Origin of the sequence: Bacillus mesophilum (assembly GCF_008923265.1) — a bacterium.
Lineage (GTDB): Bacteria > Bacillota > Bacilli > Bacillales > Cytobacillaceae > Cytobacillus > Cytobacillus mesophilum.
Genome location: NZ_WBOT01000003.1, coordinates 200,735 through 224,194, shown reverse-complemented (window position 1 = coordinate 224,194; position 23,460 = coordinate 200,735). Strand labels below are relative to the sequence as shown.

The 23,460-nt window shown below is 40.6% G+C and carries 13 protein-coding genes; 4 read left to right on the top strand and 9 right to left on the bottom strand.

All coding sequences use genetic code 11. The features are described from left to right. Positions 1–77: 77 nt before the first annotated feature. From F7732_RS10790 to F7732_RS10750, 9 genes are all read right to left on the bottom strand, one after another. On the bottom strand, positions 78–1,631 hold the full coding sequence (locus F7732_RS10790; protein WP_420837685.1) for a choice-of-anchor I family protein: 1,554 nt from the start codon (positions 1,629–1,631) through the stop codon (positions 78–80). A gap of 1,185 nt (positions 1,632–2,816) precedes the next feature. After that, a complete protein-coding gene (locus tag F7732_RS10785) occupies positions 2,817–6,419 on the bottom strand; it encodes a hypothetical protein (protein ID WP_151573872.1) in 3,603 nt (1,200 codons plus the stop codon). Positions 6,420–7,403: 984 nt separating this feature from the next. Further along, positions 7,404–10,211: an Ig-like domain-containing protein gene (locus F7732_RS10780; RefSeq protein ID WP_151573871.1), complete on the bottom strand. Its 2,808-nt coding sequence runs from the start codon at positions 10,209–10,211 to the stop codon at positions 7,404–7,406. Between the two features lie 720 nt (positions 10,212–10,931). After that, positions 10,932–12,320: an O-antigen ligase family protein gene (locus F7732_RS10775; RefSeq protein ID WP_151573870.1), complete on the bottom strand. Its 1,389-nt coding sequence runs from the start codon at positions 12,318–12,320 to the stop codon at positions 10,932–10,934. Positions 12,321–12,394: 74 nt separating this feature from the next. Beyond that, on the bottom strand, positions 12,395–13,501 hold the full coding sequence (locus F7732_RS10770) for a glycosyltransferase family 4 protein (protein ID WP_151573869.1): 1,107 nt from the start codon (positions 13,499–13,501) through the stop codon (positions 12,395–12,397). Further along, positions 13,498–14,409, bottom strand: coding sequence for a PIG-L deacetylase family protein (locus F7732_RS10765; protein ID WP_151573868.1), 912 nt, complete (start codon positions 14,407–14,409; stop codon positions 13,498–13,500). The genes F7732_RS10770 and F7732_RS10765 overlap by 4 nt, the downstream gene beginning before the upstream one ends. Positions 14,410–14,419: 10 nt before the next feature. Next, complete coding sequence (locus tag F7732_RS10760; RefSeq protein ID WP_151573867.1) at positions 14,420–15,457, bottom strand: GNAT family N-acetyltransferase; 1,038 nt, start codon at positions 15,455–15,457, stop codon at positions 14,420–14,422. Positions 15,458–15,474: 17 nt separating this feature from the next. Then, positions 15,475–16,188 (bottom strand): WecB/TagA/CpsF family glycosyltransferase, encoded by a 714-nt coding sequence (locus tag F7732_RS10755; protein ID WP_151573866.1) that lies wholly within the window; start codon positions 16,186–16,188, stop codon positions 15,475–15,477. A 17-nt stretch (positions 16,189–16,205) separates the two neighbouring features. Next, entirely contained in the window at positions 16,206–17,483 is a 1,278-nt protein-coding gene (locus tag F7732_RS10750; RefSeq protein ID WP_151573865.1) for a nucleotide sugar dehydrogenase, read from the bottom strand. Between the two features lie 419 nt (positions 17,484–17,902). Here F7732_RS10750 and csaB point away from each other — a divergent pair, with 419 nt between their 5' ends. The 4 genes from csaB to F7732_RS10730 all read left to right on the top strand — a co-directional run bounded on the left by csaB (position 17,903) and on the right by F7732_RS10730 (position 23,410). Further along, entirely contained in the window at positions 17,903–19,012 is a 1,110-nt protein-coding gene (gene csaB, locus F7732_RS10745; RefSeq protein WP_151573864.1) for a polysaccharide pyruvyl transferase CsaB, read from the top strand. Positions 19,013–19,030: 18 nt separating this feature from the next. Beyond that, complete coding sequence (locus F7732_RS10740; RefSeq protein ID WP_151573863.1) at positions 19,031–20,206, top strand: glycosyltransferase family 4 protein; 1,176 nt, start codon at positions 19,031–19,033, stop codon at positions 20,204–20,206. An 84-nt stretch (positions 20,207–20,290) separates the two neighbouring features. Beyond that, positions 20,291–21,814, top strand: a complete 1,524-nt coding sequence (murJ, locus tag F7732_RS10735; RefSeq protein WP_151573862.1) for a murein biosynthesis integral membrane protein MurJ — start codon at positions 20,291–20,293, stop codon at positions 21,812–21,814. A gap of 15 nt (positions 21,815–21,829) precedes the next feature. Continuing rightward, entirely contained in the window at positions 21,830–23,410 is a 1,581-nt protein-coding gene (locus F7732_RS10730; RefSeq protein ID WP_151573861.1) for a glycoside hydrolase family protein, read from the top strand. The last annotated feature ends 50 nt before the right edge of the window (positions 23,411–23,460 follow it).

Genomic DNA, 23,460 nt, shown 5'->3' with positions numbered 1-23,460 from the left:
TCTTAATTTCCAAGATAAAAAAAGAGCAGAGAGACATTGCTGTCATCTCTGCTCCCTTCATTTATAAAACTGAAAACTTACTCAAACTCGTAAACTGCTACTGTACCAGAAACTTCATGTGTTGCTGCAAGTAACGCTTTACCTGTTGGGCTTTGGTTCGCAGGGATAAACTGCAATCCTTCAGGAGAAACATCTCCAGCAAATTTACCTGCATCATTGCCTTCAAGATCTCCAGCAAATTCTGTTACTGAGAAATCACGACTGGAAAGCAATGATACAAAGCTTGGTGAAGCTGGGTTTGATACATCATAAACCATAATTCCGCCGAAACGCTCTAATGCGATAAATGCATAAGTTTTTCCATTAATGACACCTGTAACAGCTGTTTCCGGCTCAGGACCTTTGCTGTTGCTTCGGTCATCTTTAGCTACTTCTTCATTGTCAGAGTTGAAGTACTCTGGAGCAGCTTCTTTCGTGATTGTTTCAAATTCATTGCCGCTGTCATATACCAATTCCATTGTTTCTGCATTGAAAATGGAGAAGCTGCGTCCGCCAAAGCCATATAATGCTTCATACTTTCCAGTTTCCTCATTGTATCCACTTTCAGTTGTTACTTTAAAGTCTTCTAAAAGATCTACATCAAATGCATCCAATTCTTCTTGTGTATAACCAGCATAGTTTTCTGCTTTTAATTCAATTTCCCCTAATTTGCCAACTTTCTTTTCCTCTGAGTATGCATCCCAATCGCGAGTATCTCCTTCGTTAGGAGTGATGATATACTCAGTTCCTCCAACTGTAAACGTGCTAATAGCATCCGGCAAATGGTATGTTAAAATTGGCTGTTTTTCAATTTTAATCTCGCCGTCTTTGATTGCGTCCATTTCATTTCCTTCGACAGAGTGATCAATGAAACCTAGACCTTTCACACTTACAATCTTTTCTTCTACTAAATCAATTGTAGCAATCGCATTGTTTTCTTGCATCGCAACATATGCTGTTTTGCTGTCAGCCGAGACCGTGATGTATTCAGGCTCTAATTGCTCTAGCTTTGATCCTCTTGAAGAAACGCGAACTTTTTCGTCAATTAAACCTTCAGTAAACGTTAATTCTTTTGCTGTAAAACCAGCAGGTGCACCTGTTACATCAATCACTGAGATGGATCCTTCAGGGTCTACACTATAATCTTGGCTTGGTTCGCCTTCGTTCGCTACAAGTGCTTTCGTACCATCTGGAGTAAATGTAACCATGTCAGGTAAAGAGCCTACTTGTACACTTGAAAGGAATCCACCGTTCTTGTTTACAAAAACGATATAGCCTTTGTCTGTCTTATCGTTTCTTGCTGCAGAAATCGCTACGATATCCTTTGTAGGATGTACAGCGATGCTCGTGATATCTTTAACATCTTCTACTCCGAAATCTGCTAATAGCAAACGCTTTTGTGATTCCACTTCTGTAAATTTACCGGACTCTAAATCAGCAAATGAAAGAATATCAAATCCGCTAACTGCTCCGTTTGTTACAAATGCTTTTTGCGTTTTTGCATCATATGCCATAATTTCTGTTCCAGCTGCACCTTTTCCGCTATCGTATCTAGCAATTTGAGATACTTTTAAAAGGTCACCATGCTGCAAAGTAAGTTTTAAAGCTGGTCCTTTGCTATTCCCGTCTTATACCAGTCTATCTGGCTTTCGCATCGGGCCTACACCATACAGGCGACTTTCATCGCATACAGCGTGCCGTCAATTGTACTATCTCTTATTTCCCCAGAATTATATTATCATTTTGTAACCGGCGAATTTTGGAGGTGGAGTTAAAATAGTGTAAATATGTGTAAATATATTAATAATAAAAAGTCACTGTTGCTATAGCATTCTGTTCCACTAATTATTTAATCCATATAATTAGACTCTAATAGATTTTTTTATCTTCCTTATACGTAAAAGTTAGTACATGAACCATGTCCATTTTACTACTTAACTATTAGTTTTATTTGAGCAGGATTTGCTAAATATATAGTGACTTTAAGTAAAATATCATTATAATTAGAACTTGGGGAATAAGAATAAAGAACTATGTTGATGGATCGCCGTATGCAATGAAAGTTGCTTGTACGGTGAATGCTCGTTATAAAACATTTAGTATAAGACGAGAATAGCTTCGACAGCTTAAAGCTTGCAGCCATAAATAATGCTGCAAAGGCAGGAAACTGGTATGGAATTACATCAGAAACATTTGAAGATGCTGGTTTTGGAGAACTAACCGAATTTGCTCTTTCCCCAGCTGCTATTGCATTAGTCACTTCTTACCAAACTAAAGGCAGTGACTTAACGTACAATGAAATCGCAAAAGACATAGAGGATGCTAAAGAAGTTGCCGAGCAGCTTGAGGTACTTAATAGTAACCCGGTTACAATTAATTTATCAACAATTAGTATTGGTGATGTAATTGAGGCTCCTCAGTCAACAAATACTGCTTCAATGTTTTGGGACAGTGCTCATTTTGGTACCTATATTACTGTGGAGAATGGAGTAGCTACACTTACAGGTACTCCTGTACCAACTACGCATCAAGAGGCACTTTATCTTAAGGTAGAGAAAGGCAATGCTTGGTCAATGGTCATTTGCCGCGTTCATCTACCACTTTAATGAGTAAACCGCACTAATTGGTGCGGTTTTTCTTATGAACCGAACTTTCTAATTCACTAAATTCTCTTTTATAAAGAGGTTTGTACTAAATTCAAAAATTCACTATAAATATTTATAAAAAAAGGACTTCCACCTAAGGATGTCCTTTTTTCCTTTATCAATTCAATTTTATTAAAACAATCGATCTTTATCATTACCACCAATAATAATATCGCTGCCTGGTACTTGAGAGGTAATTTTAAATTGTGCTGCGTTCATTTTCTCTGCTGTAGCTTGTACTCCGTCTGTGCTCAATTTTGAGTTTATTAGAGTTATGATTTGGTCTATGCTGGTAAAGTTTCCTGTCAATTGAATAGTGGATATTTTTTCTCCAACACTCACCGTAAAGCTGCGATTTTTAGATGTATCCTGATCTTTACCAATGCCGCTATTTTGATCGAAAAAGTAATCCCAATCATTTCCTTCTAAGCTGAAAGAGGATATGGAACCCGACTTAAATGATTGAATAGAGAATGTATCACCAAACCCCATAGCATAAAGCGGTCTGGTCATAAGCCCATTACTGCCGCCCTTTTGAGAATAGTAATCTTGTATATGGCTCTCAACCACAGAACCCATTGCTGCTCCTCTAGAGAAATCAGTGGAAAGCTGCCAAGAAACATTAACTGGTATTCTATCTTGTCCATACACAATTGTAAAACTTTTTGCGTTATTGGTAAAATTGTCTACAGTAACAGGCTTACTATCGAGTTTTGCTGTTGTTCCTGCTACAGTCGAAAAATCAAGACTTGTTAACATTTGACTTTCTACTGATGAGTGTATTGGCGCTTCTTCTACTACGACCTCTATCGTAATAGAGTTACCATTTAAATCTACATCAGCTGGTACTGCGACAACAGCAGTAAACATATAAGATCCACTCGCTGCAGGATCATAATGATCATTATCAATCCATGATGTAATATCCAAGATACGCGTTAATCCATTTGCCAAGGTTACCTGCGCTTGAGCAGGCAATGAACCTTTAACATCTTCAGGTGCATTTCCGGCTTTGCCCACTATAATAGTATTAGAGCTGCCTACAGATGAAACAAGAACTTTTAAATTATTTATTGCATCCTGAATAGCTTGCGTTTTTGCGATTACTTCATCGTTCGTTGTTTCGGGTAAATTTAGCGCATTTGTTATTAAATTGAAACTTTCTTGAGAGTAGTGCTCTTTAATCAGTTGATCTACTTGGCTTTTCACAGAATCCAAGCCTGATTGATCTGCAAAAATTAATCCTGCTAATGCTTCATTGATTGCTTCTGTTTTTGCAACCATTTCTGCATTGGTTGCTTCTGACATTTCCATTGCTGACTTTAGGGCGCTATAGCTTTCAGATGTGTAGTCAGCTTCTTCCTTTTCCTTAGCTTTAGCTTTTGCTGCATTTAAGGCTGTTTGGCCTGCAAACTCTAAGCCTACTAGGGCTTCTTCAATAGCTTCCGTTTTTGCTACTACTTCTGCATTTGTGGTTTCTGGCAGTTCTAATGCTGCTTTTAATAAGCTATAGCTTTCGGATGTGTAATCGGCTTCCTGCTTCTCCTCAGCTTTTGCTTTTGCTGTTTTTAATGCTGATTGGCCTGCGAATTCCAAACCTGCTAATGCACTTTGGATGGCTTCTGTTTTTGCTACTACTTCACCATTTGTTGTTTCTGTAAGTTCTAACGCTGACTTTAGTGCATTAAAACTCACAGAAGTGTAGTCAGCTTCTTGCTTTTCGTCAGCTTTTGTTTTTGCTGCATTTAAGGCTGATTGGCCTGCAAATTCTAAATTTGCTAGTGCATTTTGGATGGCTTCTGTTTTTGCTACTACTTCACCATTCGTTGTTTCTGGCAATGCTAATGCTGCTTTTAATGGGCTATAGCTTTCGGATGTGTAATCGGCTTCTTCCTTTTTCGAAGCTTTTGCTTTTGCGGCATTTAAGGTTGTTTGGCCCGCAAACTCTAAGCCTGCTAACGCTTCTTCTATAGCTTCCGTTTTTGCTACTACTTCTGCATTTGTTGTTTCTGGCAGTTCTAATGCTGATTTCAATGGGCTATAGCTTTCAGATGTATAGTCGGCTTCTTCCTTTTCCTCAGCTTTTACTTTTGCTGCATTTAAGGCTGTTTGACCCGCAAACTCTAAGCCTGCTAATGCTTCTTCAATAGCTTCCGTTTTTGCTACCACTTCACCATTCGTTGTTTCTGGCAGTTCTAATGCTGATTTAAGGGCTTTATAACTTTTTGAAGTATAATCCGCTTCTTCCTTTTCCTCAGCTTTTGCTTTTGCTGCATTTAAAGCTGTTTGGCCGGTAAACTCTAAGCCTGCTAGGGCTTCCTGGATCGCTTCCGTTTTTGCTACTACTTCAGCATTCGTTGTTTCTGGCAGTTCTAATACTGCTTTTAATGGGCTATAGCTTTCAGATGTATAATCAGATTCTTGCTTTTCCTCAGCTATTGCTTTTGCTGTATTTAAGGCTGTTTGGCCTGCGAATTCTAAGCCCGTTAGTGCTTCCTGGATCGCTTCTGTTTTCGCTATTACTTCTGCATTTGTTGTTTCTGGCAGTTCTAACGCTGATTTAAGGGCTTTATAACTTTTTGAAGTATAATCCGCTTCTTCCTTTTCCTCAGCTTTTACTTTTGCTGTATTTAAGGCTGTTTGGCCTGCGAATACCAATTCTGCTAATGCACTTTGGATGGCTTCTGCTTTTGCTACTACTTCAGCATTCGTTGTTTCTGGCAGTTCTAATGCTGCTTTTAATAGGTTATAGCTTTCGGAAGTATAATCGGCTTCTTGCTTTTTCGAAGCTTTTACTTTTGCTGTATTTAAGGCTATTTGACCCGCAAACTCTAAGTCAGCTAGGGCTTCTTTAATAGCTTTCGTTTTTGCTACTACTTCACCATTTGTTGTTTCTGTAAGTTCTAACGCTGACTTTAGTGCATTATAACTCTCAGAAGTGTAGTCAGCTTCTTCCTTTTCCTCAGCTTTTGCTTTTGCTGCATTTAAGGCTGTTTGGCCCGCAAACTCTAAGCCTTTTAAGGCTTCCTGGATCGCTTCCGATTTTGCAACTACTTCGGCATTTGTTGTTTCTGGCAGTTCTAATGCTGACTTTAGTGCATTAGAACTTTCAGATGTATAATCGGCTTCCTGCATTTCCTCAGCCTGCGCTTTTTTTGTATCTAATGCTGACTGTCCGGCAAACTCTAAAATTGATAGTACTTGATTGATTGCTTCCGTCTTTGCTTTAACTTCTGCATTTGATGTTACCGGAAACTCTAGAGCAGTCTTGAGCCAGTTATAGCTTTCTGTTGTATAGTCTTCGGGTGATAGAGCATATGCACTTTTCATGATTTCTTCAAGTTCTTTCTGACCTTCAAAAGCTACCTGACTGTCAATCGGGATTTCTAAAACTCTTCCACTGCCGCTTATATCTACGACTTGGCCATGTGATACTGCTAATTTCTTAATCGTTCCCTGAACATTTAGAGTTGTAGATTTTGTTACCACTACTTCTTCAATAGTTCCTCCTATTGTCACTTTGCCAATAGTGTCAATTGTCAGCAATCCACTAGTTCCATTATTGATAAATCTGGTACCATTTGAATCATTAATTCTGACCTTGCCTATTACACCGTTATTCGTAAATGTAGAAGCTGCTACATCTTCTATAATGGTTGTCCCAGTAACGGTTACAGATGGATCTAATACAACTGAAGCATTTGGTGTATTTATAATTAAATCTCCATTGATCATTAGATTCCTGAGATGTAGAGTTGAAGAAATTTCTCCATTTATGGTGACAATACCTTCAATTGTCCGAGTGCTTTCCTCTGGTCCGTAATAAATAGGATCTGTACCCTGGGGCTTTAAATTTAAGTTACCCCAATAGTTTCCCGCATTGCTTATAATCTCTTCAGCGCTATTCTTACCTTATAACCATATAATACGGTCTTTCGGATAAGCCTTCACCGTGCGAGCGACTTTCATCGCACACGGCGATCCGTCAATAATAATTTACTAACTCTTAGATCTAGTACTTTTATCACGATATTTCCCCATAAAAAAATGACCTATCAAAAGATAGGTCATTATCGAACTTATTTTGGGGAAATAAGTTGTTTAAGATACTACTATTGACTGGGTTTCTTCGCTCCCACTAGTTTTCTCCTCCCAACATGTTACCATGATGGTGCAAACGGCTAGCGATCGTCACTACTACAAACCCGCAGCCATCTTGTTATCATCACAGGTGCTAACTCACCTCTTATAACAAGACTTCAAACGTTCCATTACAGTTATCCCTGATTTTAATGGCCTTAGGTCCCCACTATTCAGGTATGAGAAAGATCAGTTTAATAGTCAATTCTCTGATCTCCAACTAATCATTTCAGATTAGTGGAAAGGCATTAAACTCCTAGCAATTCTTAATACCTTTTACCTCACCCTGCCTACACATGGGTTCGTCTCCTAACCATAGCCATTTTTTATGGAGCCCCGCCTCAACTTCATGAGTACGACTTCACCTGACTTCACCCCTTCGGCTTGTTAGCGCCTCAATGGATGCAGGAGGATTAGGCACATGTTCCTGACTATTTAACATGCAAGGGGATTTCACCCTTGAATTAACAGTAACAGTTCAAAGGTTGCCCCATGATTCAGATTGAAGCATGAGGCCTCATCTTTGACTTTTTTCACTTAACTTATCATTAAGTTTATAAAGTAACGTTTCGTTTCGTTTTATTGAGGAGTGTAACCAGTTACAGTCCAAGAACCACCAGCAGCAGAAATTACGCTGTTAGCATCAAGAATATTAGAAGCTTGCTTAACAGCTGGTTTAGTAGTTGTGTTATTTGCTTTAGCAACTACTTCTAAAGCGACAACAGTTCCTTCTGATTCAAAATCCACACCAGCAACTGTATAACCAGCAACTTCAAATGTTTGTGTAGAGATTGAAGAAGGATTTAAAGCTTCAGTAAATGTCAACTTAATAGTTGCTGCTGTATCTTTAGCTACATTTGTAACTTCATCACCAGCATATGAAATTTTAATGTTTTCAACCTCAGCAGTGTTTGAATTACTATCATGATCCCATGTAGCAATAGTTGCAGCAATTTTATCTGTTGCAGTCACTGCAGCATGGTCTGCTTTAATTTTCACACCAAATGCGTTTGCAGTATTGATGTTTTTATCAGCAGTTATTACTGTAAGAGTATCAATTCCAGCAACTTTACCGTTTGTACCAAGCTTGTCAACATTTGCTAACGTGTAAGTGATAACACCTTTACCATCTACATTAGAGAAAGTAACAGAAGCAGGGTTAATTGTAGCACCAGCTCTTTGTAATAAGAAATCATCAGCTTCGAACTTAGCTAGTTCTTCATCTAAATAAACTTTAACAGTTTTTGTGTCAACTGCTTCTACTTTAGAGATTCCAAACTCAGATCCTTCAGATAAGCTAACAGATGTATTGAATGCAGTAGTAAAGTTGCCAGATACATCTGCTACTTTACCAACATTAATAGATGTTGGGAATGAAACTTCGTTAGCTTCAATTGCATCAGTTAAGTCGATAAGTACCGCTTTACCTTCGTCAGTAACAGATACTTTTGCTTTAGTAGTATTTAGATATTTTCCAGCGATGGAGTAGTTAGATAGATCTAATACAGAACCATTTCCAGTTGTAGCCATAGGCTCAGAGAATGATACTTTTACAATGTTTTTGCTAGTATACTTAACTCCAGTTGAAGTTACAGTTGGAGCAGTAGTATCTTTAACAGTTACATTTACAGTAACATCATCGATTGTGTTGTCAGCTAAATCTTTGATATCTTCAACAGCAAGTCCATAAGTACCGCCAGTTAAAGATTTCCCAAGAGTTAGAGTAACTACTTTTCCATCTTCTGAAAGAACTGGAGCTACAGTTACATCAACTTTTTTACCATCTTTATCTAGTACTGAATAGTGACCAGCAGTTTCAGCAGTAGCTTTTGTAACTTTTTCAGAGAATGTTACTTTGAATTTGTTATCAGCTGTTGCTTCAACTTTAGAGATAGTTGGTTTTGTTGTATCAGCTACTACGCTTAATGAAGTGTTGTATGCTGCATTTTTGTTACCCCAGCCATCTGTGAATAAATCTTTTGCAATGTAAAGGTAAGCTGTTCCATTTGGAAGTTTGTTAGCTTCAGTAAATGAAATAGTAACCTTTTTGCCTTCGATTTGAACATTGTTAGCTTTATTAGAAGTGTTAGTGTGATAGATACCTTCAGCTAATTTTGATGCATCAACTGCAGATACATCTTCACTCATTTCTAATACTACTTCAGTTGGAGAAGCAGAAACTACAGAAGAAACAACTGGAGCATCTTTATCTTCAACTTGGTTGAATTTAACAGTTGTAGCTGGAGCTTTAAATCCTGCTAAGTCAGTTACGTTTGAAACTTTAACAGAGTATTCGCCATTAGCTAAAGTGCTGTATAGTTCAACTTCAACCGTGTTTAATGAAGTACGAGTTACGCTCTTAATGAAGTATTGACCATCATTGATAACGTAGTTAGAAGCAGTTTGAGCGGTTGTTAAATCAACTGGCTCGCTGAAAGTTACTTTGAATTTTGCTGGTCCAGCAGAAGCAACTGAAGTTACAGTTGGAGCTGTGAAATCTGCAAAATTAACAGTGCCTTTGTAGCTTGGTACAGCTGCACCAGCAGTTGTTTTAACGTTTTTAACTGTTACTTCTTTAGAAGTTTGGTTAGCAGCCTGTGTGTTAAGAGTGATAACAACTGATTGAGCGTCACCGCTTAATTCAACTTTATCATTATCAGCCAAAGCTTTACCGTCAAAAGTATAGTTAGACTTGTCAGTTGCAGTATCTTTATCAACTGCAGTGTTGAAGTTAACTGTAAATTGAGTAAGGTTAGCTGAGCTTACTCCGATTACTTCTGGAGTATCAGGAGTAACGTTGCTTGCTCTGTGTAAGAAGATAGCGAAATCGCCACGCTTAGCGTTTTGAGTTACTCCGAATTGAGTTGCAGAAACTCCGTTAGTGATTTCGTTAGCAACTAATGCTTCAACAGCTTCTGCATAACGATCAGCAACGTCAGTGAAGTTGTGGTCAGCAGAACCTTCTAGGTTGAATGCACGGTCGATCCAGATAGCAAGTTCTCCACGAGTGATAAGATCTTGCGCACCGAATGAAGTAGTTGATTTACCAGAAGTGATTCCAGCAGCTTTAAGTGCGTTAACAGCACCTTGAGCACGAGCTGGTACATCTGTGAAGCCTGCAGCAGGAGCGCTTTCAGTGTCTAAGCCGACAACTTTAGCAACCATAACAGCAGCGTCAACACGCTTGATGTTTTCGCCAGTTCCGAATTGAGTATCAGAGAAACCTTGAACTCCTTTTGATACTACGAAATCTACTGCATCTTGGTATCTTTCTGGTACATCTGTGAAGCTAGCAGCTGATACAGCTGGAGCTAGAACACCTGCTACTAAAGTAGCTGTCGCAGCTGTAGCTACGAACTTACGGTAAGACTTTGGTTGGTAAGCCATTGTAATATTTCCTCCCCGTTTTGTGAAAAAAGTTTGATTTTTCTAAATCGATGAGAATTCATCGCTTAGTAATGTAATTAACGTTTAACTCCTGTCCGCTCTTTTATAGGTAATAAATTCATTATAAGAACAATCTGGCAGACTTGGAAAATTAAACTTGTCTTTATTCTACCAAATTAGTACTATATTTCAACCATTTTTTACAACCTTTGCGGTTGAAATTATTACCATATGTATCTTGGCGAATCCTGGAGTTAAATATTCAAATAGTTTCCTATTTGATTCCACCTTTTTCATTATACATACTAGGTTCATAAATTGGAAGTTTTTTTATAAAAAAGTTAATGGATTCACAATACCCATTCATTAACATTCAGGTAGGTTAATAGCCATAGCTATTTGTAAATTTTCTGTTAAGAAGATGATTCTTTCCCTAAAGACTGTATATCTTATAAAAATCAAAGGGGCAAAAAGCTTATTTTGAGTTGTAACATCATGGAAGGCTGAAGGCACTTTTATGCTTCCAATACCGAATAAATTGGCTATTTTTGTTTAAATATACATAAATGCGAATCATTATCTGTTTTATGCCAGATCCACACGGGTATCAGTACTCCAGTAGCGGCTACTTAATCAATAGGAAGTTATACAAATGATCCCTTCTTCACTTGCAATTTGAAGCAATAAAAAACCCAGCACACAATGTGCTGGGCATCTAACTTAAGCAACTTCCTTCCGTTTCTTAGCCAAGAATGCCAGGACAAGACCTGCTGTGAGCCAGAAGATCATGTTCAGCTGCGGAATGAAGATTAGGTTGTTGGATAGGTTTTGAACCATGTAGCAGACACTTCCGACAAAGAGGCCCACTGCCATGACTTTTCCTAATACATTTTGTTTTTGATCCAAGTAAAGCTTAATGATCGTTAAGAAGTACACGATATAGATGAGAAGGAATGAGATTAGGCCAATAAAGCCTGTTTCTGCTCCAACCTTTAAGTAGGAGTTATGGACAGAGTAGCTGTCATGTCCAATGTATAGCTCCGGGTATTTTTCTACATAGTCCTTGTAGTTCGCTGTGTAGTTTCCTACTCCTAGTCCAAGGACAGGGTTGTCTCTTAGCATATACCAGCCTGTTTTCCAAAGAGTTGTACGCGAGACAACGGCACGGCTTGTTGTTGCGTCCTCTTCTACTTCTTCCTCTTCTCCGGCAACTTCGTCCACATCACCGCTGTCAGGATCGGCTGAATCGCCGCCTAAGCTGATGTTTGTGCCTTTCGGAAGCAGCTGTTCAATCGCGTAAAGCGCTGAGCTTGTACGGGACTGAACATCCGGCATAAAGTATACGACAGTAAAAAGAATTAAGAATGATAATAAAATATGCGGTTTGATCGCATTTTTAATAAATAATTTTGGCATTAAGATAATCAGTAAGATTAATGCACAAGCCATTGTGACCCAAGCTGCACGTGTATAGGTTAAAACAACGTTCGCAACGTAGATGGCAAACAGTGCAAACATAAGCAGCTGTGCTGTGCGGTTTTTAAAATAAACAACAGCAACAAGCAGAATGGTCGGAATTAGATAGTTTAAGTAAGCAGAATAATAGTTTGGATTGACAAGGGTAGAATCAACACGGCCCTTTGCCTCCTGCAGTGCATACAATCCTGCCTTGTTCAGGGAGAAATTAAATACATATTGCAGAACACCAAAAACCCCAACAATAACAACTGCAGCACCAAACCACTTAGCAAAGCTCAAATATTGCTTCTTTGTAAAGTCCACTTTCGCCACAATCAGAAACAGCACGACGTACGATAGATAACGGGCAGTCTCCATAATGGCAGATTTTAAATCGATCGCATTGACAATGGAGATCAGCGATACAAGTAAAAATAGTGCAAAAGCTGCCGTAAGAGGCCAAATTTTAAGATCATTCAGTCTGATTTTGCCTTTGAAAAATTCATATATAGCCGCAAGTGTAACAAGCGGAACGAGGATAACCTCAGCTGATAACGGCAGCGGGCCAATATATGTTTTGAAATATAGTATAGGAATAAAAAACAGGCACGCTATCACGAGGTAATATGTCAGTGTATTTTTATTAGCCATTTTAAAGCTCCTTTTTCATCTTAAATCACGCTTTCCCTGTATAAGGTTACAATATTCTGCGGCATGTGACAATTTTAATTTTTTCCTGCTGCTAGTTTTTTATAATAATTCATCGTTGAATCTGCCAGCTGCTGCAGGGAAAAATGGCTTGATGCAAAGGAATAAAGCTTCGTGCCCATCTGCTTCAGCTCGCCGCTTTCCTTTTTTTCATAGGCAGATGCAAAGGCGGTCGCAAGCGACTTGTCGTCTTTAATCGGTACAATCCAGCCAGTATTCCCTGGCTCCACCAATTCTTTAACGCCGCCAACGTCGGTTGTGATCAATGGGACATGCTGATTGGCCGCTTCCAGCAGGGCAAGCGGAAAGCTTTCACTGTATGATGCGAGCAAAGCGACGTCTGATGCTGCGTAAATGCTATCTACATCTTGGCGGAAGCCCAGGAAGGTTACTTGATCCTGAAGCCCTTCTTTTGCTGCCAGCTCTTCCAATTCTGCTTTGATGGGTCCGTCTCCTACTAAAATCAGCTTCATGTCCGGGTTATTAAGAGTTTTGATCGCCCTAAACACCACTTCATGTCCTTTAATCGGATGCAGTCGGGCTACCATTGTCATCACGAAGTCATTTTCATTGACGCCCAAGCTTTCTCTAGAAAGCGGAACCGCCTTGTCTGCCGTAAACTCAATGCCGTTATAAACGGTTTGAACTTTGGCAGCAGGAATGCCAAGACTTACTAGATTTTGCTTAAACGTTTCAGAAACAGCAAAATATCCATCCATTTTCTTTAGTGCAAACATATTCAGCTTCGTAAAGGCCTTCCCTTTCACACCCGTCTTCATAAAATCAAGCTTCGGATCACTGTGCACCGTTGTTACCCAGATAATATCCAGCCTGCTTTTTAAATACGTTCCAAAGAGGTTGGCGCGCGGTCCATGGGTATGCAGGATGTCAAAAGAGTTATCCTTGATAAAACGGATCAGTTTATTTAGAACACTGAGGTCGTACCGGGAGGATTGCTTAAAGACATGCACATCGATGCCTGCTTCCTCGGCTTCCTTTGACAGTGCTCCTTCCTGCAAAACAACGAGTGAGACAGAGTCTTTAGGAAGCTTGGAAAGCAGCGTAATCACATGCTTTCGGGAACCGCCTGTTTCTCCTCCGCTAATAAAGTGAAGTGTCTTCAACTTTGCTTCACTCCTTCCGCATTCCGGCTTATCTGATACCATTCTTTTTTAAGATCTGCATTCTTCATAATGCCCCATAGTAATGTTGCGGCTTTATTGACCTGTTTAAAGATACTGCTATATGAATGGCCTTCTGAGTCAATGACCCGGTATTGAGCCGGGAAGTGCTGCGCTGGAATCTCAAGAAAGGTTTCCACCGCCGCCGCCCCAGAATCTGCCAGCATGTTCGTTTTTATTTTGCTCAGTTCGATAAATCCATCAAAGTCGATTGCCTGCGATTGAAAAATATCAACTGCTTCTTCCTTCACAGCTGCTTCAGAAGAAATATCAATCACCGTATTAATCGCATTTGGCGAGATAGGGCAATTGATTTCGTATAAGCGGATGACCCCTTCATAGGAGGTGGCTGCAATCACATCAGCTAGTATTCTGCCTGTTGCGACATGGTCCCTGTGACAGTCAATAAAGGTTGTACAATAAATGATGCCTGGCTTTGTCTCATCTATGAGCTTCTCAACGGCCGCTCTTGTATGCGCATTGCTTTCAATCGCTCCATCCGGAAAATCAAGAAAAACAAGGTTTTGAAAGCCCAGCAGCTTCTGAACTTCATAAGCTTCATCTTTTCGCTTCTGCATCAGTTCGCTTTTGGAGAGGGAGGAAACACTACCAGCTCCATCTGTGATATAAGCAACCGTTACTTGCTGGCCGTTTTTCACATGCTTTAAAATCGTGCCGCCAAGACCAATCGTTTCATCATCTACATGCGGAGCAAGCACAAGTACATTTCCGTCACCGAGTTCGGCAGGTTTCAGGCTGTTCTGATAAAAGCTATTCAGTTTTTTGCGTGTATAGGGAAGGACAAGCGGCTTTGCCGCATTCAGTACAGTCCTTTTTAAATTCGAAGCCATAATGTCACCTCTAAAATGAATCTACATCTGCGGGCGTAATGTACCAGTTTTCGATTGAATCATCTTCATTCATCGAGTCATCCGCTGGTTTGCCGACGAGTGGCATCGGGTTGTCTTTATGAATAAAACGAAGTTCTCTTAATTGTTTAAAATAATTCGTATGCTCTAAAGCCCATGTTTGGATAATCCCGGCTTCCTTCAGCTGCTCTAAAGCAGCATCCAATAAAGCTGATTGGACTTCCTCACTGTTTACACTGAGAAAATCTACGATCGTTCCGTTTTTCACGGTGCCGCGGCCAAATGACTTTTCTTCTAAAGAAGTCACCGCATAGCCGGCGAGTTCTTCCTTAGCGTAAAGGGCAATCATATAATACTGCTTGTCCGGATGATGATGGAATCTCCAGTTCAGATAAGCTGCATCCCTTTTTAGAACAATCGGAGCAATGGTTTTTGCTTTTTCCCAGAGCACATCGAATTCTTCTGAACAGTGAGTGATCTGTTTTACGGAATATGGACTGTCTTTTCTCTTTGCAGGACGATGTTTAAATGGAAGGTCCACAATTGAGAGGAGAGGTTTCAAGAAGGAAAGAAACGGGAATTTCCCAAGCGCTAAGCTTGAGGGGCGATTAAATTTCATTAAGCGCGGTATTCTCGCGATCTCCTTTGCACCAGTGTAGCGAATAAATAATTGCTTCGCTTTTTCAGCTGGGTATCCATATAAATAATTCATTCCTCTTTCATTGGCTTGAACAAGCATCTGATTGTTCAGCTGCTTGTACAAACCTTTCCCCTGGTGTCTGGGAGAAACCATCGTATCTGTTCTGGCCCCAAAGAGAACTTCTCTGCCATGCCACATCGCTTTGGCCGGCATAAGGGCGACATGCCCTGCCACCTCACCGTCTTCATCAGCGATTGTCATGACAGATTCTCCAGCCGGGTTATGCTTATATTTCCATTCCCAGTGATGGGCACTGCGCTCTTTCCCGAACACTTCATGGAACAGTTTGTTGATTTCTTGCTCATCATGTTGTTTGTATGGACGGATCATCCTAAAAAAACAACTCCTTAACGGCTTCTTAACACCTTTAATAAAAAGATTGGCAAATTCATTTGGCGTTTAAGCCTTTTCGGCTCCTTCAGCAAACGATACAGCCATTCAATGCCAAACTTGCGGAAAAACGCTGGTGCTCTTTTCGTCTTGCCGGAGAAAACATCAAAGCTTCCGCCGACTCCCTGGAAAACCTTTACATTTAAAGAGCCCATATGTTCTTTAATCCACAGCTCCTGTTTCGGACTGCCTAGAGCAACAAACAAAAGCTGTGCACCTGAATCATTGATTTTTTTCACAAGTGCTTCGTTATCCTTCACATAGCCATTTTCATAGCCGGCTACATTTAATGAAGGAAAACGATCTTCAATCTTTGTTTTTGCCTCTGAAACAATCTCTTCTTTTGCTCCATAGAAGAAGACCCCAAGGTCCTCTTCTGCAGCAAAACGCAATAGCTGTTCCATCATATCGATGCCCGTCACTCGTTCAGATAGCTCGCCGCCTTTGATTTTAGAAGCGAGGATCATGCCGATGCCATCGGGAATTTGATAGGTGGAATCATTAATCAGCTCTTTGACAAGCGGATTTTGATTGGCTGTAATGACCTTTTCAGGATTTACAGCAATCACCGTTGACTGTTTTCCATCTTTGATACGCATGCGCAAGTCGTCTAATATTTCGCTGTACGTCATAACTGAAACGTTAACGCCTAAATATTGTTCTTTTTTCATCACGTATTCCTAGCTTTCTATTCTTGGATCGATTTCAGGTTCATTAAATTACCAATTCGATAAACCGTTAACTGTTCTTCGTCTAAGTGCGTGCAATTCTTCGTATCAAACACAACTGGTGTTTTCATTAATGAAGCTAATTCTTTACTGTTCAATGACTTGAATTCGTTATGATCGGCTAAAACAACAACCAAATGCGCATCTTTCACTGCTTCTTCAAAAGAAGATAGCGGGAATTCTACTTGTTCCTGCTGTACATGCGGATCATAAACCTTCAGATCATAGCGTTTATTGTCTAACAGCATTTCAACGATCTCGAGCGCCGGGCTTTCACGAACATCATCAATATTGCCTTTATACGTTAATCCGAACACAGCCACTCTTGGCTCATCTAGTTCTGCTGTTAAGCGATGCACTTGTGTTGTCACAAAATGCGGCATTGAGTTGTTAATATCACGGGAAAGCTTAATCAGCTTCGCTTCCTCTGTCGCTTTTTCTACGATAAAGTATGGATCTACTGCCAGACAGTGTCCGCCGACTCCTGGTCCTGGGTGGTGAATATTTACTCGAGGATGCTTGTTGGCAAGCTCGATGACTTTATGGGCATCAACGCCAAGACGCTGTGAAATTTTTGCCAGCTCATTCGCCAGGGCAATATTTACATCACGGAACGTATTTTCCATTAACTTCGACATTTCGGCTGTCACAGCTTCCGTTTCAAGTACATCGCCAGTGACAATTTTGCGGTATACATCAGCAGCTTGCTTCGCCGCTTCTGGTGTCGTACCGCCAACGATTCTTGTATTTTCAACAAGTTCGATTAAAATGCGGCCAGGCAATACACGCTCAGGGCAGTGAGCTAAGTATAAATCTTTTTCTGTATCAAAGCCTTGTTCCCGCAGGATTGGAGCAACGACATCATCCATAGTGCGCGGAGGAATGGTTGATTCTACAATGACAATATTGCCTTTTTTCAAGAATGGCGCGATCGCTTTTGTTGCGCTGATCACATAATCTACATTGGCTGTTAAATCCTCATGAATTGGTGTCGGCACAGCAATGATGAAGACATCCGCTTCTTCCGGTGTAACCGATGCACGAAGTTTGCCTTCATTTACCACCTGTTTCACGATTTCCGGCAGCCCAACTTCTTCAATATGAATTTCACCACGGTTAAGCTTTTCGATAACACGTTCGCTGACATCTACACCAAGCACATTGTAGCCTGCACGTGCAAAGATCGCAGAAGTTGGAAGACCGATATACCCTAAACCGACAACACAAATTTTCTCCATTTATAAGGACCTCTCTTTAATATGAAAATTTCTACATTATAGGAATTAATTTTGTTAGCTAATGAACATAGTAAAACATGTCATAGTTCGACACAAGTGAAGGTGGACTTAGTTCCAAATCACTCTCAGCCTGCAAAAGGTGTTACGTGCTGCAATGCGCAGAATGTACAGCATGCCTGCATTCCAGCAAGAAAACAGCCAAGCTATGCCGAAGTTCGACATAATCCTAACATAGTATAACAAATTCAACCAAACGTTGCACCAATTACATTGAATGTCCACCATGCTAATGTTAAAATAAAGTTTAGCTTTTTTATACTAACAAGCATTCTAACTTAATAAATAAGGAAAAAATTAGAATGAAGGTAAAGGAAAGCTATTTCCGTATGGATAAAATGACACAAGGAGGAAATACTTCTTTGAAAATAGTGATCTCTGGATTTTATGGACTTGGCAACACAGGTGATGAAGCGATTCTTGAATCAATTGTTGATAATTTAAAGGATGAGCTCGACCACCCTGATTTAACCGTCTTCTCTCTATCTCCGAAAAAAACGGCTGGAACTTATGGTGTTAAAAGCGTTTATAGAGGATGGCGCCATGATTTTAAAGGAAAAGTGAAAGCTCTCCGCGAAGCTGACTTACTAATCAGCGGCGGCGGCGGTCTTCTTCAAGATACGTACCCAACGAAGTTTTTGTTCGGCCCCCTTCCTTATTATTTATTAATTGTGTTTCTTGCCAAGCTTTGCGGCACAAAAGTTATGTTCTTCTCGCAAGGTATTGGTCCCGTGAACTCAACTTGGGGGAAAATATTAATGAAAGTATTTGCCAATATGGCAAACTTTATTACGGTTCGTGACCAGCACTCTAAGGATCTTCTCCATAAGCTCGGCGTGAATCGTCCTGAATCAGTCGTGACAGCTGATATCGTGTTTGCGTTTCAGAAAAAGGAGGATACAGCCTGCATCGATTCTCTTCCATTAAAGGGAGACGAGAAGCTTGTTGCTGTCTCTGTCCGTCCATGGTTCCAGCATACAGACCATTACAAACAAATTGGACGTGCACTTGATCAGCTGATTGAGGAAGAAGGCATCACACCGGTATTTGTGCCGATGGAAGGTCATCACGATGTTAAAGCTTCCAACTTTGTACTGGATCAGATGAAGCATGGTGACCGCTGCCATCTATTAGGACCAGACTTTTTGCCAAATCAATACTTAAACTTTATCAGCAATTGCGAGCTTACAATCGGACTGCGTCTGCATTCGCTTATCTTCTCCGCTCTTGTTGCTGTTCCGCATATCGGGATCAGCTATGATAAAAAAGTGGAAAGTTTATTAAAGCGTTCCGGCATGTGGTCATACTCTTTTCCGCTTGAAACATTAGATGCAGCACAACTGGTTGAAAACAGCAAAAAGGTTCTTGCTAATCATGCAGAACTGAAGGCAATGATTGAAACGAATGCACAGGGCATGCGCAGGGATGCTCTTGAAAATATTGACATGATGAAGGAACGATTCTTGAAATAACGCAAGGGAGAGGGCATTATGAAAATCCTAATTACGACTGTCTTCGATTACCCTCATGCTGGGGGATTATCGACACATGTAACAACATTAAAAGCTGGCCTTGAAGCAAGAGGACATGAAGTCGATGTTCTTTCCATTAGCGACGCGCCAGGCTGGCAAAAGAAATTCTATGCACGCGGACCAAGCTTTGTGTTGAACAAAGTGAAAAAAGGCAAAGGCATCATTTGGAGCCGAAAAGCACGCCAAAACATGCTTCACAAACTGATTGTAGAAAACAAATCGAAAAACTACGATATTATCAATGCCCAAGACGCGTTTGCTACGTTTGCATCATTGGAATCTGGCATTCCGACAGTTTCTACGGTTCATGGCTATATGGCTTTTGAAGCGGTCAGCGCCGGTTCTGTCATGGAAGGCAGCGAAGAGGCAAAGCTATTGCAGGAAATGGAGAAAAAGGCGTATAGCTCTACACGCAAAGTCATTACGGTTGATCAGCGCATTAAAGACTATGTGAAAAAGCAGGCAGGAGTGGACGGCACAGCAATCCGCAACTTCATTGATATTCACGATTTTAAGCCGGCAACTGATAAGAAAGCCGAGCTCCGCAAAAAGCATGGCTTCACTGATGATGATCTGGTCTTCTTTGTGCCGCGCCGTTTGACGAAGAAAAATGGCGTCATTTATCCGACACTTGCTTTTCCAAAAGTATTGGAGAAATTCCCGAATGCAAAGCTTGTTTATGCAGGAATGGGTGAAGCGTTTGAAGAGCTGAAGGCCTTAATCGCTGAAAAAGGACTTGAAAATCAAGTACAGCTGCTTGGCGCCGTTCCGCATGCGAAGGTTAAAGAATTCTTCGCGTTATCGGATGTTGTGCTAGTGCCAAGTGTCCACTCTGCTGGTGTAGAGGAAGCGACCTCTATTTCCGCGCTTGAAGCGATGGGTTCAGGGATTCCGCTTATTGCCTGTGCAGTCGGCGGTTTGAAGGAAATCGTCAACCATGAGCATGACGGCTTGCTGGTAGAAGAGAAAAATGTTTCAGAGCTTGAAGATGCGATGCTATTCCTGCTGGAAAATCCGGAAACGGGTGCACAGCTTGCGAAAAATGCCCGCCAAAAGATTGAAGATGAATACTCTCATTTGGCAGCAGCAGAAAAATACGAAAGCATCTATTTATCAGCATTAGAGAAAAACTAATTCACAGATCCTTTTATCAACTGAGACGTGCAGAGAATATGCTCTGCACGTCCTTTTATGAAATCGTCAGGAAGTGAAAAACGTATGGCTTCATTAAAAAAATCTGCTATTTTACTCACGTTATTAGCAATTGTCGTTAAGCTCTCAGGCTTTTTGCGCGAAAGTATCATGACGAGCCAATTCGGCGCCAGTCATTATACAGACGGCTACATTATGGCCTTTTCTTTTATTACCCTTGCTCTTGCCATGATTTCTGGCGGATTCAACAATGTGTTTCTGCCCCTATACGTAAAAAATAAAAAAGAAGATCCTAAAAAAGCAGAACAAAGCGCCAATGGCATTATGAATGCTACAGTCCTGATTTTCCTTGTTCTGTCTGTGATCGGCTATTTTATTGCTCCTTATCTTGTTCCGCTTATCTTCCCAAGTGCGCCAGCTGATACAGAAGCAATTGCAATCAGTATTACACAATTCTTTATTCTTTTTATCAGTGCGATTGCGTTAAATGGAATATTGGATTCTTATTTGCAGGGAAGACGGATTTTTGTTCCTTCGCAGGTATCAAAGCTTGTCGCTACCATCATGGGTGTTGTGTTTGTCCTGCTCTTTTCTGAACAATGGGGCATCAATAGTCTTGCTTACGGATTTATCGCAGGAACACTCTTAGGGTCAGCTATTCAATTTTACTATTTGCGGAAAAGCGGCTATCACTGGCAGCCTACACTGAAGATTGAAAAGAAATTCGGCAAGACATTGCTTGTTCTGCTTGTTCCTTCTTTGCTGAATTCAGTTGTTGGCCAGATTAATATGTTCGTCAATAAATCCTTCGCTGCCAGTACAGGGCTAGATGGAGTTGTCACCTATTTAAATAACGCTTCGATGCTTGTGACTATTCCTCATGCCATTTATGGAACAACGATTGCTGTCATTATCTTTACCCTTTTATCTGAGCAACTCGATAATCCAAAGAAATTTCAATCGACCTTTTTTACCGGCATGCAAATTTCGTTTGTCACATTAATGCCGATCGCTGTTGGATTACTGCTTGTTGGTGAGCAAACCCTTTCCTTTATTTTTGAAAGAGGAAAGTATACTGCGGAAGATACGCATAATGCCTATCTGGCTTTAGTTTTTTATGTGCCTATGATTGTCACACAAGGCTTACAGTATATCGTTTCAAGATCGATGTATGCCCGCGGCAAAACAGCCATCATTTTCCGCATCAGTGTGACGACTATTATCTTAAATGCTTTTTTAAACTGGCTATTATTAAAACCATACGGCTTTACCGGCCTTGCTTTATCCAGTTCCTTTGTATCGGTTTATTATTTAGTGGTTTCAGGCTTTGTCGTGTATAAAGACTTTGATCGTTCTGAACTGTTCAAACTGCTGAATCTGATTGTCCGTGTCTTAATTCCAACCGTGATTATGGCCGTGCCCCTCTATCTGCTGCAGAAATTCACGGCTATTACCGAGCTATACTCGCTTGTACAATTAATGATCTTAATTCCGCTTGGAGCTATTTTATATACAGGCGGGTTGTATGTATTTTATAAGGACGGCTTCAGACAGCTGCTTGCGATCGTGAAGAAAAGGAAAAAAGCGTAAAAGGAGGAATAACAGATGAGAAAATTACTAGCAGCTCTTATCCTCCTGATTGTCCTTTCTGGGTGTGAACAGCCAGAAGCACCGGAAGATTTTCGTCTTTCACTGGGGAATACAGATTTAACGATAGCCTCTGTTGTAAAAGAACAAGTCGACGATTCCAGCCTGCTCCAGTTTTATGAGGACCAAACCTATACACTGGAGCTTGAAGAGGCAGGAACTCTCGTTTTAAAATCGCGCCATATCGATAACGGAGATTTTCTCGTCACGGCCCAGCTAACAGGTGATGAATCCAAGGAAGCAGCCGTGAGCCTAAGACTATCAGTAGACGAAGCCAATCGGATTGAACTAAATGATTGGGATCAAACATTTATTGAGCGTCCTCATGATAAAAATACGGGTGAGGATTTAACCACCCAGCCAATTGGTTTATTTACTTCCAGTTCTTTTGAAGAGCAGCGCAGTCAAATTGTGCTGAGCAAACAATATGTCTCTACTGTCTTAACCGCAGATTATGAAAACGATCATAAAAGTACGGTTCGGGTGTTAGAGAACGAAACGAAGAACTACCAAGTGCAGCAGACTGATGAATCAGTTGCCCTGGAAATCGAGTTGAAAGCGGAGCCTGGCGAAATAGCGGAGAGCTGGTTTATGGTGTCTGACGAATCGTTCTTCTCTAATGAAGAAGAGGAAGAAAGCTGGATTACCTATATGCTTGAAGATTATAAAGAGGCAAATGGCTGGCTTACGATCGGCGGACCGATGAAAAAATTGCCTTGGTCCATAGAGCCTTATACTCAGGAAGGCTATGGCCGCAACCTTGGAGTCATGGTCGACCGGGAAGCCATTGACCGTTTTGGAGAAACAGGCGAACGCTACTATTATAATTTGATGATCAATAGTGCTGCAGATCTTTATGAATACCGGAAAGAAAAAGGCACAGACGTATGGGAAACCGAATACAGTAGCACGTGGCTAAAGGATGCATACGGTCTGACAGCTCCATATATTGATACAAGACATAATGAATTCATCGGTTTATATTTATCAATGATCGGTGATTACGCTGATTTGCCGGATTTAAAGCAGGCTCAATTGGATTATGCCGATTACCTGCTGGAGCAAATTGCGATTGACAATGTAATTCAAACAGAAAATGGCTTCTATATTGCCGATTATTTTTCGCCTTATGATATGAAGCAGAAAACACATGCTTCCATGAATCATGTGCTTGGCGGAGCCAATCTGCTGCTTGATAGTTATATAGCCACAGAAGATGAAAAATATTTAGAGGCCGCGAAAAAAATCCGTACAGCGATCGAGGATCTTGCGGATGAATGGGTTCGTGATACAGGCGACCTCTGGTATCAGGTTAATCCTGATCTAACCTTTTCCGGCAATGACTATGAACAGCTCACTTTACTTGATTTATTAAAGCACCAAACCAAATGGGAAGCTTCCGGCGATACCAAAAGTGCTGTCATCGATGACTTTATCACATCAAAAACAGCGTACTTATTAGAAAATGATGTTGTGCTGATTGATGAGGTGCAGGAGCTTTTAGAAGAGCAAGGTTTTGCTGAAGAACTGGGGATTTAGAAATTCCCCTCTATAGACAAAAAAGAACCAGATTCCCTTGATTAGGATCT